The organism is Streptomyces sp. TBY4, from assembly GCF_024213195.1.
Classification (GTDB): Bacteria; Actinomycetota; Actinomycetes; order Streptomycetales; family Streptomycetaceae; genus Streptomyces.
On record NZ_JANAVF010000013.1, the window covers coordinates 1 to 12,444 of the forward strand.

General features: G+C 72.7%; 9 protein-coding genes and 1 pseudogene. 6 read left to right on the forward strand and 4 right to left on the reverse strand.

The features are described 5' to 3' along the window. Positions 1–474: 474 nt before the first annotated feature. Positions 475–1,098 carry a histidine phosphatase family protein gene (locus tag NLX94_RS26920; protein WP_254385694.1) on the forward strand — a complete coding sequence of 208 codons (624 nt, stop codon included), beginning with the start codon at positions 475–477 and terminating at the stop codon, positions 1,096–1,098. Between the two features lie 2 nt (positions 1,099–1,100). On the opposite strand, the gene NLX94_RS26925 is transcribed toward NLX94_RS26920, so the two are convergent. Both NLX94_RS26925 and NLX94_RS26930 read right to left on the reverse strand, forming a co-directional pair. Beyond that, positions 1,101–3,770 (reverse strand): fumarate reductase/succinate dehydrogenase flavoprotein subunit, encoded by a 2,670-nt coding sequence (locus tag NLX94_RS26925; protein ID WP_254385695.1) that lies wholly within the window; start codon positions 3,768–3,770, stop codon positions 1,101–1,103. A gap of 47 nt (positions 3,771–3,817) precedes the next feature. Next, the gene (locus NLX94_RS26930) at positions 3,818–4,552 is read right to left on the reverse strand and encodes an ABC transporter ATP-binding protein (RefSeq protein ID WP_254385696.1); all 735 of its coding nucleotides are present in this window, start codon (positions 4,550–4,552) and stop codon (positions 3,818–3,820) included. 522 nt (positions 4,553–5,074) lie between these two features. Here NLX94_RS26930 and gatC point away from each other — a divergent pair. From gatC to gatB, 4 genes are read left to right on the forward strand one after another with little or no spacing between them, the layout of a single operon-like run. Then, positions 5,075–5,371 (forward strand): Asp-tRNA(Asn)/Glu-tRNA(Gln) amidotransferase subunit GatC, encoded by a 297-nt coding sequence (gene gatC / locus NLX94_RS26935; RefSeq protein ID WP_007266718.1) that lies wholly within the window; start codon positions 5,075–5,077, stop codon positions 5,369–5,371. Between the two features lie 5 nt (positions 5,372–5,376). Beyond that, a complete protein-coding gene (gene gatA / locus NLX94_RS26940) occupies positions 5,377–6,888 on the forward strand; it encodes an Asp-tRNA(Asn)/Glu-tRNA(Gln) amidotransferase subunit GatA (RefSeq protein ID WP_254385697.1) in 1,512 nt (503 codons plus the stop codon). Next, positions 6,885–7,136 carry a hypothetical protein gene (locus tag NLX94_RS26945; protein ID WP_254385698.1) on the forward strand — a complete coding sequence of 84 codons (252 nt, stop codon included), beginning with the start codon at positions 6,885–6,887 and terminating at the stop codon, positions 7,134–7,136. The genes gatA and NLX94_RS26945 overlap by 4 nt, the downstream gene beginning before the upstream one ends. A 15-nt stretch (positions 7,137–7,151) precedes the next feature. After that, a complete protein-coding gene (gatB, locus tag NLX94_RS26950) occupies positions 7,152–8,660 on the forward strand; it encodes an Asp-tRNA(Asn)/Glu-tRNA(Gln) amidotransferase subunit GatB (RefSeq protein ID WP_308402544.1) in 1,509 nt (502 codons plus the stop codon). Positions 8,661–8,740: 80 nt separating this feature from the next. Here the strand turns inward: gatB and NLX94_RS26955 are convergent, their stop codons facing one another. Both NLX94_RS26955 and NLX94_RS26960 read right to left on the reverse strand, forming a co-directional pair. After that, the gene (locus NLX94_RS26955; protein ID WP_254385699.1) at positions 8,741–10,501 is read right to left on the reverse strand and encodes a protein kinase; all 1,761 of its coding nucleotides are present in this window, start codon (positions 10,499–10,501) and stop codon (positions 8,741–8,743) included. Positions 10,502–11,024: 523 nt separating this feature from the next. After that, on the reverse strand, positions 11,025–11,834 hold the full coding sequence (locus tag NLX94_RS26960) for a GNAT family N-acetyltransferase (protein WP_254385851.1): 810 nt from the start codon (positions 11,832–11,834) through the stop codon (positions 11,025–11,027). Between the two features lie 59 nt (positions 11,835–11,893). Here NLX94_RS26960 and NLX94_RS26965 point away from each other — a divergent pair. Next, positions 11,894–12,298 (forward strand): annotated as a pseudogene (locus NLX94_RS26965) (hypothetical protein); the annotation flags it as partial. Positions 12,299–12,444: the final 146 nt, after the last annotated feature.

Here is a 12,444-nt window from a genome sequence, read left to right on the forward strand (position 1 = left end):
GCCACAAATCACGCTTTACGTCCCGGCCAACACCCCACCCCGCCCCCGTCCCCGCCCCGGCCGCCTGCGCCCCCCGCGTCCGGCCCCGGGCCGGGTTGGGGACAGGCCCCGGCCCGGCCCCGGCCCCGGCCTTGGCCTCGGACCTAGGCCCGAGCCGCTTTCGGTCGGGCCGGGGTTGGTCTTTTCAGCCGTCCGGCGTTTGAGGACCGGGGTCTGGGGCGGAGCCCCAGGGGGTCCGGGCGCAGCCCGGGGCCCCCTCCCAGCCGGTCCGGCGTTTGAGGACCGGGGTCCGGGCAGCGCCCGGGGAACGGTGGAAGGGTGGGTAGGGGACTGGCACCGCGCAGCGGCAGGCGGGGCAGCGGGACCGGGTTCCGGATGTGCCGGGGCTGGAGGGGGGCGGCCCCCTCGTGGAACCGGGGCGGGAGGGGGGGCGTCCCTCCAGGGCGCAAGATCGACTTCGTTGGAGGGTTCCCCGTGAACGGTATGGCCGCCCGTTATCTGTATCTCACCCGCCATGGCGAGGCATCCCCGGACGAGAGCGAGCTGACGGACGCGGGCCGGCAGCAGGCCGCCCTGCTGGGGGAGCGGCTGCGCGGGGTGCCGCTGGCGGCTGTCCACCACGGGCCGCTCGCCCGTGCCGAGCAGACCGCCCGGCTCGTCGGCGAACGGCTCGACGGGGTTCGCGTGCAGCCCTCCGCTGCGGCCGGGGACTACGTCCCCTACCTGCCGGCACGGGAGGAGCTGCCGCCCGAGACGGCTGATGCCATGCTCGGGTTCCTGGATGGGATACCGGCGCGGGAGCGCGAGGACGGACCCAGGCTCGCGGCGGAGGCGTTCGCGGAGTTCACCGGCCCCGTCCCCGGCGACGAGCCGCGCCACGAACTCCTCGTCACCCACAACTTCCTCGTCGGCTGGCTCGTCCGGGCCGCCCTCGACGCCCCGAAGTGGCGCTGGATGGGCATCAACCACGCCAACGCGGCCCTGACCGTCATCCGTTACGCACCGGGCCGGCCCCCGGCGGTGCTCCTGTTCAACGACACCGGTCACCTCCCCGCCGAGCTCCGCTGGACCGGCTTCCCGCCGGAGCTCCACGTCTGAGGTCACGGACGAACGGCGTACGCGCGGACGTCCGCGTCGGGGTCGGTGGCGGCCGTGGCCAGGGCCGAAGTCGCCGCCGGGTCGGGGCGGTGGGCGCGGAGGGAGAGCACCGCGGCTTTGCGGACGTCCGCGTTCGGGTCGGAGAGGGCCAGGGCGAGCGGGGCCACCGCCGCTGCGGCGGGCGCCGAGGACAGGCCGGTGGCAGCCCCCGCGCGGACCTGCCATGCCGGGTCGGAGAGGGCGGAGACGGCTCGGTCGGTGTGGCCTCCGGTGGTGGCGAGGGAGCCCAGGGCCGCTGCCCGGACCAGCGGGTCCGTGTCGGAGAGGAGCGGGGTCAGGGCGGAGCTCGCGCGGAGGGTGCCCAGGGCCTTGGCCACGGCCACGCGGACCTCGCGGGAGGGGTCGGCGGTGGCCGTAGCCAGTGGGGCGAGGGCGTCCACCGAGACCAGTGCGCGTACCGCCTGGATGCGGACGTCCACGTCGGCGTCCCGCAGGGACCGCTCGTACAGGCCGGGCTCCCCGAGCCGCAGGACCCGTAGGGCTTCGAGCGCCGCCGACCGGACGGCCGGGTCGGCCACCGCGAGGCCCGCCCGCAGGGCCGCTCCCAGTGCGGGGTCGGGTGCGAGGACCTCCAGCAGTTCGCGCAGCGCGGCCGCCGCGGCGGCGCGGACCGCCGGGTCGGGGTCGGCCAGCCGCTCCCCGAGGGCGGGGCCGGCGCCCGCCGGGACGGTTTCGCCGAGCACCGCCACCGCCGTGGCGCGGACCGCCGGGTCGGGGTCGTCGAGGTAGGGGAGGAGGGAGGGCAGGTCCGGGGATTCCTCCGCCAGGGAGAGGAGTTCCAGGATGCGGGGCGATCCCGGTGCGGATCCGGTGCCGGAGGGGGTGGGGGCCGCGGCCCGGCCCGCGCCGCCCGCCAGGGCCACGCCGACCAGTTCCACCTCGCCCAGGTGCCGGGAGGGGCCGCCCGTCGGGGTGAACTCCGGGACCGGGACGAGGTAGGGATCGACCGGGCGCGCCGTGAACTCCATCGCCCCCGAAGGGGACTTGCGCAGGTCCAGGTGGTGCAGCCAGCCCGCGTCGTCGCGCTCGGGGTGGTCGAGGCGCTCGTGGTAAAGCCCCCAGCGGGATTCCGTACGGGCGAGCGAGGCCCGCGCCGCCATCTCCGCGCAGTCCCGGATGAAGGAGACCTCCGCGCAGCGCATCAGCTCGTGCGGGGTCGTGGCTCCCATCCCGCCGATCTCGCCCGCCATCCGGGTGAAGGCCTCCACGGCGAGCGACAGCTTCGCGCCCGTCTTGGGCGGGGCCACGTAGTCGTTGACGAAGCGGCGCAGCTTGTACTCGACCTGCGGCTGCGGCGGGCCGTCCGGGTGGAGGAGGGGGCGGTAGATCAGGTCGTGGGCGGCGGTGAGCTGGTCCGCGGGCAAGTCCCCCTCGTACGGCTCGTACTGGGCGGCGTCGGCGCCCGCCAGATCGCCGAAGACGAACGCGCCGATCATGTAGTTGTGCGGGACCGAGGCCAGGTCGCCCGCGGCGTACAGCCGGGGCACGGTGGTGCGGGCGTGGTCGTCGACGCGTACGCCGGAGGCCGAGTGGCCGCCGCACAGGCCGATCTCCGAGATGTGCATCTCGATGTCGTGGGTGCGGTAGTCGTGGCCCCGGTTGGCGTGGAAAGTGCCGCGGGTGGGGCGTTCGGTGGTGTGCAGGATCGATTCGACGGCCGAGACCGTCTCTTCGGGGAGGTGGCTGAGCTTGAGGTACACCGGGCCCCGGTCGGAGGCGAGTTCGGCGGCGAACTCGGACATCATCTGGCCCGACCAGTAGTCGGAGTCGACGAACCGCTCGCCGTGCCGGTTGACCTGGTAGCCGCCGAAGGGGTTGGCGACGTAGGCGCACGCCGGGCCGTTGTAGTCCTTGATCAGCGGGTTGATCTGGAAGCACTCGATGCCGGTGAGCGCGGCGCCCGCGTGGTACGCCATCGCGTAGCCGTCACCGGCGTTGGTGGGGTTCTCGTACGTCCCGTAGAGGTATCCGGAGGCCGGGAGTCCGAGCCGTCCGCACGGGCCCGTCGCCAGGATGACGGCCCCCGCGCGGACGGTCACGAAGGCGCCGGTACGGGTGTTGAAGGCGGCCGCGCCGATCGCCCGGCCGTCCTCGGGGGAGGTCAGCACGCGGACCGGCATCACCCGGTTCTCGATCCGGATCAGCTCGCGCATCTCGCGGCGGCGGAGCTGCCGGTACAGCACCTTCTTGACGTCCTTGCCCTCCGGCATGGGCAGCACGTACGAGCCGGAGCGGTGCACCTGGCGGACGGCGTACTCGCCGTGCTCGTCCTTCTCGAACTTCACCCCGTACGACTCCAGGCGCCGCACCATCGCGAATCCGCGGGTCGCCGTCTGGCGGACCGTGGACTGGTCGACGATGCCGTCGTTGGCGCGGGTGATCTCGGCGACGTAGTCGTCGGGCTCGGCGCGGCCCGGGACGACGGCGTTGTTCACCCCGTCCATGCCCATGGCGAGGGCGCCGGAATGCCGCACGTGCGCCTTCTCCAGGAGCAGCACCCGCGCGCCCGCCTCGGCGGCGGTCAGCGCCGCCATCGTGCCGGCGGTACCGCCGCCGATGACGAGGACGTCGCAGGTCAGTTCCTCGGCGTCGGCGATCGCGGGGATGTCCATGGGGCGGCCTTCCAGAGGGGGCAGAGGGGGCAGAGGGATCGGAGTGATCAGAGGGAGTCGAGGATGCGGCGGCGGAGGGCGGAACGGTCCGCCGTACGTGCACGGGGATGCGGTACGTCGATCAGCTCGCCCGTGGCGAGCAGTGCGACGCGGTCGCCCAGGAAGAGGGCCTCGTCCACGTCGTGGGTGACGAAGACGACGGTCGCGCCGGTACCGGCCAGGACGGTGACGAGCAGGTCCTGCATCTCGGCGCGGGTCTGGGCGTCGAGCGCGCCGAAGGGCTCGTCCATCAGCACGGCACGCGGGGCGGCGGCGAGGGCGCGCGCCAACTGGACGCGCTGGCGCTGGCCGCCGCTGAGCCGGTGCGGGTGCTTGTGCGCGTGGTCGGCGAGGCCGACGCGGGCCAGCCAGTCGGTGGCGGCGAGGCGGCGGGCCGCGCGGGGGGTGCCGGCGATGGCCAGGGGGAGTTCGACGTTGGCGCGGACGGTGCGCCAGGGGAGGAGGGCGTCGTCCTGGAACACGAGCGCGCGGGTGGCGTCGGGGCGGGTGATCGGGTGGCCGTCCTGCTCCACGCTGCCGCCGGGCAGGGGCGGGAGCAGCCCGGCGAGCGTCCGCAGCAGGGTGGACTTCCCGCAGCCGGACGGTCCGACGACGGTCAGCACCTCGCCCGCCCGGACATCGAGCTCGACGGCGTCGAGCACGGCTTTGCCGCTGCCCGGGTGCCCGAGGGACCCCCTCAGCCGGAGGGATGCGGGGGCGGGGGCCGCCTGCACTGGTGACATGGCCTCTTCCTTCCTTGGCGGGTGGGTCGGTGGTGCGGCTGGGTCGGCCCTGCGGGGCAAGTCCCCTACCCGCCCTTCCACCGTTCCCCGGGCTACGCCCGGAGCCCTTCACGGGGGCCAGCCCCCGGACCCCCGCTCCTCAAACGCCGGAGGGGCTGGGAAATCCAGCCTCGCCGGCGTTTGAGGCGCGGGGTCTGGGGCGGAGCCCCAGGGGGTCCGGGCGCAGCCCGGGACCCTGCTTTCAGCCGGTCCGGCGTTTGAGGACCGGGGTCCGGGCAGCGCCCGGGGAACGGTGGAAGGGCGGGTAGGGGAACTCCGCCCCGCGCAGCGGCCTGTCTGCGGCCGGGGGCGGGCTCCGGGTGACGTATAAGCCGCCGCAGGCGGCCCCGCCCCGCGCAGCGGAAATCGGCCCGTGTGGGGGCTTCGTACCGCCCCGGGGGGAAACCGTTGCGCCGGGTGGGGGCCGGGCCCCATAGGATTGGGGCCGAAACCTACACACTCGAACCCCCAGAGGATCGCTGCATGCCTGGCATCACGCGCGAGGAGGTCGCCCACCTCGCTCGGCTGGCACGTCTGGAGCTGAAGAGCGAAGAGCTCGACCACTTCGCTGGACAGCTCGACGACATCATCGGCGCGGTCGCCCGCGTTTCCGAGGTCGCCGACCAAGACGTCCCGCCGACCTCCCACCCGCTGCCGCTGACGAACGTCATGCGCGCGGACGAGGTCCGTCCGTCGCTCACCCCCGAGCAGGCGCTTTCCGGCGCTCCCGCCCAGGAGCAGCAGCGTTTCAAGGTGCCGCAGATCCTGGGGGAGGACTAATCACCATGGCTGACATCAACAGCACCATCGAGATCATCAAGCTGACGGCCGCCCAGACCGCCGAGAAGATCGCCTCCGGCGAGCTCACGGCCGTCGAGGTCACCGAGGCCCACCTGGCCCGCATCGGGGCGACGGACGAGAAGGTCAACGCCTTCCTGCACGTCGACCGCGAGGGCGCGCTCGCCCAGGCCGCCGCCGTCGACGCCAAGCGGGAGCGCGGCGAGGAGCTCGGCCCGCTGGCCGGCGTACCGCTCGCGCTGAAGGACATCTTCACGACCGTCGGGATCCCGACCACCGTCGGTTCGAAGATCCTCGAGGGCTGGATCCCGCCGTACGACGCCACCCTGACGCGCAAGCTGAAGGAAGCCGACGTCGTCATCCTCGGCAAGACCAACATGGACGAGTTCGCCATGGGGTCCAGCACCGAGAACAGCGCCTACGGGGCCACCGGCAACCCCTGGGACCTCACCCGGGTCCCCGGCGGCTCCGGCGGCGGCTCCGCGGCCGCGCTGGCCGCCTTCCAGGCGCCGCTGGCCATCGGCACGGACACCGGCGGTTCCATCCGCCAGCCCGCCGCGCTCACCGGCACCGTCGGCGTGAAGCCCACCTACGGCGGCGTCTCCCGCTACGGCATGGTGGCCTTCTCCTCCTCCCTCGACCAGGGCGGCCCGTGCGCCCGTACGGTCCTGGACGCGGCCCTCCTGCACGAGGTCATCGCCGGTCACGACCCGATGGACTCCACCTCCATCGACGCCCCGGTCCCGCCGGTCGTCGAGGCGGCCCGCAACGGCTCCGTCGCCGGCATGCGCGTCGGTGTCGTCAAGCAGTTCGCCGGCGAGGGCTACCAGGCCGGCGTCGTGCAGCGGTTCAACGAGTCCGTCGCCCTGCTCAAGGAGCTCGGCGCCGAGATCGTGGAGCTGGACTGCCCGTCCTTCGACCTCGCGATGGCCGCGTACTACCTGATCGCGCCGTCCGAGTGCTCCTCGAACCTGGCCCGCTTCGACGCCATGCGCTACGGCCTGCGCGTCGGCGACGACGGCACCAAGTCCGCCGAGGACGTCACCGCCCTGACCCGCGAAGCCGGCTTCGGCGACGAGGTCAAGCGCCGCATCATCCTCGGTACGTACGCGCTCAGCTCCGGCTACTACGACGCGTACTACGGCTCCGCCCAGAAGGTCCGCACGCTCATCTCGCGCGACTTCGAGAAGGCCTTCGAGCAGGTCGACGTGATCGTCTCCCCGACCACGCCCACCACCGCCTTCGCGATCGGCGAGCGCACCGACGACCCGCTCGCGATGTACCTCGCGGACCTGTGCACCATCCCGACCAACCTGGCCGGCAACTCCGCCATGTCGCTGCCCTGCGGCCTGGCTCCGGAGGACGGTCTGCCGGTCGGGCTCCAGATCATCGCCCCGGCGATGAAGGACGACCGCCTGTACAAGGTGGGTGCCGCAGTCGAGGCCGCCTTCGTCGAGCGCTGGGGTCACCCGCTGCTTGAGGAGGCTCCGTCGCTGTGAGTTCGAGTACGAGTGCGCTGTCCAAGGCCAAGGGCTTCAAGAAGTCCAAGTCCGGTACGTACCTGTCGATCGGCACCACCGCTTTCGGTGCCTTCAGCGTGGTCAAGCAGGCCAAGAAGGCCCGTTCCGAGCACGACACGCTGAAGCTGATCGACGCCGTCGTGTCCGCCGCCGCCATCGTCACCGGCCTCGCGATCCTGTACCGCGAGCTGAAGCGTCTCGGCGACGACGACGTCCTGCTGGGCTGAGAGGGAATTTCCACTGTGACTGTCACCGAACTGCTGTCGTACGAGGACGCCCTCGCGTCGTACGACCCCGTCATGGGCCTGGAGGTCCATGTCGAGCTCGGCACGAAGACCAAGATGTTCTGCGGCTGCTCCACCGAGCTGGGCGCCGAGCCGAACTCCCAGACCTGCCCGGTCTGCCTCGGCCTGCCCGGCGCGCTGCCGGTCGTCAACGAGATCGGCATCGAGTCCGCCATCAAGATCGGTCTCGCGCTGAACTGCGAGATCGCCGAGTGGTGCCGCTTCGCCCGGAAGAACTACTTCTACCCGGACATGCCGAAGAACTTCCAGACCTCCCAGTACGACGAGCCGATCGCCTTCAACGGCTTCCTCGACGTGCAGCTGGAGGACGGCGAGATCTTCCGCGTGGAGATCGAGCGCGCCCACATGGAGGAGGACACCGGCAAGTCGCTGCACGTCGGCGGCGCCACCGGCCGCATCCACGGCGCGTCCCACTCCCTGCTGGACTACAACCGCGCCGGCATCCCCCTCATCGAGATCGTCACCAAGCCGATCGAGGGCGCGGGCGTACGGGCCCCCGAGGTCGCCAAGGCGTACGTCGCCGAGCTGCGCGAGGTCATCAAGGCGCTCGGCGTCTCCGAGGCCCGCATGGACAAGGGCCAGATGCGCTGCGACGTCAACCTGTCGCTGCGCCCCACCCCCGAGTCCGAGTTCGGCACCCGCAGCGAGACGAAGAACGTCAACTCGCTGCGCTCCGTCGAGCGCGCCGCCCGCTTCGAGATCCAGCGCCACGCGGCGGTGCTCTCCTCCGGCGGCTCGATCGTGCAGGAGACCCGGCACTTCCACGAGGAGGACGGCTCCACCACGGCCGGCCGCATCAAGGACAACGCCGAGGACTACAGGTACTTCCCGGAGCCCGACCTGGTCCCGATCGCCCCGGCCCGCACCTGGGTCGAGGAGCTGCGCTCCGGTCTGCCGGAGATGCCGCGCGTGCGCCGCAACCGCCTCCTCCAGGAGTGGGGGATCAACGAGCACGACATGCAGTCGATCCTCAACGCGGGCGCGGTGGACTCCATCGTCGCCACCATCGAGGCCGGCGCCGACTCGACGGCCGCCCGCAAGTGGTGGATGGGCGAGCTGGCCCGCAACGCCAACGAGCAGGGCGTCGTCGTCGACGAGCTGCCCATCACCCCCGTCCAGGTCGCGCGCGTCGCGGCCCTGGTGGCGGCCGGCGAGCTCAACGACAAGCTGGCCCGCCAGGTCCTCGAAGGCGTCCTCGCCGGCGAGGGCACCCCGGACGAGGTCGTCGAGAAGCGCGGCCTGAAGGTCGTCTCGGACGAGGGCGCGCTCGGCGCGGCCGTCGACGAGGCCATCGCGGGCAACGCGGGCATCGCCGACAAGATCCGCGGCGGCAAGATCGCCGCCGTCGGCGCACTGGTCGGAGCGGTCATGAAGACCACCCGCGGCCAGGCGGACGCGGCGCGCGTCAAGGAGCTCATCCTGGAGCGCCTGGGCGTCTCCGAGTAGTCACACGGTACGTACACGGCGGCCCCGCACCGGATCTCCGGTGCGGGGCCGCCGTGCGTGCGGGCCGTGCGCGGTGGCCGTCAGCGCCGCAGGGTGGGGGAGGCCATGACCACGGCGTTGCGTTCGCTGCATCCGGAACGCATCTCGACGCGCAGGATCAGGACACCAGTGACGTTCACCGTCCTGGTGACGGGTTTGACCCGTTCCACGGACTCACTGAACAGCTCGACGTCGTCCCCGTAGATGATGATCTGACCGCTCTTCAAGGGAGATCCGTCGTCCATCCCGGCGGAGAATTCGAGCGAGCTCCAATCCTTGTTGATGTCGTACTCGGCCTCGCCGCACCCGACGTTGAAGGCGGAGTTGTAGCGCTTGGTGTCCATCTTGGCGGTCTCCGCGGTGAAGCCGCCCCGCAAGGGCTCCAGGGCCAGGAGGCTGGCCTCCTTGCTGTTCGGCCCCGGCGGGGTCGGCGAGACCGCGTCCGTCGGGGCCGCGCTCGGGCTCGGGCTCGGTGTCGCACTGGGGGTGGGCGTCGGGGTCGGCGTGGGCGTCGGGCTTACGGAACCCGAGGCGGACGAGGTCGGCTTGTCTCCGCCGGCTCGGTTCGAAGCGTCCTTGCCCCTGTCCTTGAGCAGTTCTACGCCGGCCAGCGCGGCCGCGGCCAGGACCAGCACGGTGAGCACTGCCCCGAGTACCAGCCCCCGCCGCCGCTTCTTGCGCGGCGGCGCGGGCGCCGGTTCCGTACGGGACTCGGCCGCGGGCGCTGGACCGTAGCCCTGCGGCACGCTCGCCTGGACCGGCGGCGGGGTGGGCGCGGGCTCGGTCGGCGGTGGCGCGTACACCGGCTGGGCCGGGGGAGTCGCCGGCGGCTGCGAGGGCTGCTGGGGCGGGGCCACCGGCTTCGGCGGGGCCGCCGCCGGGGCCGGGGGGACGGCCGGCGGCGCCGCCGGAAGGGCCGGTACCGGCGGTGCGTCCTGGACCACCTGCTGCGAGGTGGACGAGGTCGTGGACACCACAGCTCGGCGGATGTCCTTCATCCAGCCGGCCAGGTTGACCGGACGCTTCAGCGGGTCGGCGGCGTAGATGGACGCGATCCGCGCCCGCTGCTCGGCGTCCAGCACCGCGAACTGCGGCAGCCGTAAGAGGGCATGCGCGAGCAGTTCGGGCGTCGAGGGCGGGGACTCCCCGCTCAGCAGGAAGTACGCGATGGCCCCGAAGGCGTACCGGTCCGCGCCCGGGGTCCGCTTCCCCTCGAAGACCTCCGGCGCGGCGTAGCCCTGGGTGAACCACACCTCCGCCGTCTGGTGGTCGGCGGTCAGCTTGCTGAGGCCGAAGTCCACCAGGGTGGCCTGCCCGTGCGCGTCGACCATGACATTGCCGGGTGACAGGTCACCGTGGATCACCTGGCGCCCGGAGGGAGTGGCCTTCCCCGAGTGCAGCCAGTCCAGTACGTCGGCCAGCTGCTCCAGCGTGCGCATCACCTCGCGCCGCTCGGCGGCCGTGGCGAGGGTCCGCTCGGCCCGCCAGTCGCGCAGGTCGAGTCCGTCGACATGGTTCATGACCAGGACCAGCGCCCGCCCGGTCAGGGTCGAGGACTCCCCGGGCCGGTGGATGGGCGGCCCCTCGAAATGCTCCCGTACGCCGACCACACCGGGCCGGTGGACGAAGCGCAGCAGCTCGGCCTGCTCGTTCCACTTCTGGCTGATCCGGTCGAAGACGTCCGGGGTGATCGTGGTCTTGGAGTCGAGCACCTTCACGACGACGGGCTCGGAACCCCCCGCGAGCTCGATCTCCGCGAGATAGAGCACGGCCTCCCCGCCGCGTCCGATGGACCGGAGCAAGCGGTAACGGTCCGCTGCCGCGTCCGGCCCGATGTGCAGATTCTGGCTGGTCAATTTCCCCCCAGCGCCGGTGAGTTGAGTGGGCCTCAGCTTCCCGGGACGGGAGGGTGGCGGTCAAGCGGCGGCCACGGTCTCGTCCCCCTCCCGCTCCAGCTGGCGGTCAAAGATCACGGACCGGGTCCCCGGCCCCCCGGCCCTGGATGCTCTGATCGCCCCGCGCGTCCGTACCGGCCGAGGTCACGGTCCTGCCGGGGCCGTGTCCAGATGCCCCCCAACCACAGGGGGCTGCGCATCTCAGACGGGGCCGCTCCTCCCCACTCCTCCCTCCAGGCCGTTCCCCGGGGGGATCCCGGAAGTCTTGTGGCGTTTCGGGGTGGGTCGGTCGGTCAAGGGTGGCCGAAGGCCATCGCGTAGCGACGCGACCGCAGGGAGCGCCCTTGAGGGACCGGCCCACCCCGAAAGGACACTGGACTGCCGGGACGCCCCCCGGAACCTCACGCAGCCAAAGCCCTCACCCCTACCCCTATCCCTCCCAAACCCACGGCACGGTCACGCCCAGCACCCCGAACCCCAGCCGTTCCAGGATCGGGCGGCTGTCCTCGGAGGCGTCGACCTGGAGGTAGCGGATGCCGCGGGCCGCCGCCACGCGGGCGCGGTGGGCCACCAGGAGCCGGTAGATGCCGTGGCCCCGCCATTCCGGGACCGTGCCGCCGCCCCACAGGCCCGCGAAGGGGCTCCCCGGGCGCATCTCCATCCGGGCCGCGCTCACCGGGGTGTCGCCCGCCATCGCGACGACGGCTTCGATCGTGTCCGGCTCGTCCCGCAGCAGGTTCAGCATCAGGTCCTTGATGCGCGGGCGGTCCGCGCCGAAGGCCCGGCGGTGGGCCTCCATCATCAGGTCCACGCCCGCCTCGTCGGTCACCACGCGGAGCGTGATGCCCTCCGGCGGCTCCACGGACAGCCCGGCGAGCTCCGGCACCCGCGCCACCAGCAGGGTCTCCGCGGGCTCCGCGACGAAACCGGCCGCGCGCAGCCGGTCCCCGAGGTCCGCGGGGCGGTCGTGGCCGTACAGCTTCCACTCGAACTCCGCCGACGCGATCTCGCCCCGGCCGGCCAGCTCCGTGAAGTACGCCACCTGTTCCGCGATCACCGCGTCCGCCGTGTGCTCGTCGAGGTCCGACCAGAGCACCGTGTTCCCTCCGGGGCCGGGCACGATCTGCCGTACGACCGCGCCCGCCCGTTCCACCCGCGCGTCGCTGGTATCGGGCCGGGCCTCCCGCCGCATCACGGAGTCGAACTCGGCGCGCACCTTCAGCAGGTCCTCTGCATCCATCGTCATCGGGCCAGCTCACCAGCCGCCGAGGGGTCCGACAACTGCATTAACCTCACCCCGTGAGCGACCCCACCCACCCCACCCACCCCACCCACCCCACCGTCTACACCGGCAAGGCCGGTCCCGACGCCGCCGTCGACCGGGGCTGGCTGCTGGGGCACTTCAAGGAGCCCGGAGATCCCCGCCACAGCGAGGACGTGGAGATCAAGTGGGGCGTCCACCCCAAGGGCGAGGAGCGGGCGAGCTGGGTCCGCGGGGAGTCCCGTACGGCCCTGCAGGTGCTGATCAGCGGCCGGTTCCGGCTGGAGTTCCCGGGCCGGAGCGTGGTCCTGGCCGAACAGGGGGACTACGTCGTCTGGGGACGCGGAGTCGACCACTCCTGGTACGCGGAGGAGGACGCGGTGGTGCTCACCGTGCGCTGGCCCTCGCTGCCGGGCTACCGCGCCGACGAGGAGCCGGACGAGGAGCCGGACGAGGAGCCGGGCGAAGAGCCCTCCGAGGACCCCGCCGAGACCCCCGCCGAGACCCCCGCCGAGAAGCCCGCCGAGACCCCCGCCGAAGGCACCGGAGACCAGTCCGCCCGGACCTCCGCTCCGAACCCCGTGTGACC

Excerpts from the sequence above, each read along its gene's own strand:
- gatC (WP_007266718.1), top strand. The coding sequence starts at position 5,075 with ATGCCTGGCATCACGCGCGAGGAGGTCGCCCACCTCGCTCGGCTGGCA.
- NLX94_RS26930 (WP_254385696.1), bottom strand. The coding sequence starts at position 4,552 with ATGTCACCAGTGCAGGCGGCCCCCGCCCCCGCATCCCTCCGGCTGAGG.
- gatA (WP_254385697.1), top strand. The coding sequence starts at position 5,377 with ATGGCTGACATCAACAGCACCATCGAGATCATCAAGCTGACGGCCGCC.
- NLX94_RS26925 (WP_254385695.1), bottom strand. The coding sequence starts at position 3,770 with ATGGACATCCCCGCGATCGCCGACGCCGAGGAACTGACCTGCGACGTC.
- NLX94_RS26960 (WP_254385851.1), bottom strand. The coding sequence starts at position 11,834 with ATGGATGCAGAGGACCTGCTGAAGGTGCGCGCCGAGTTCGACTCCGTG.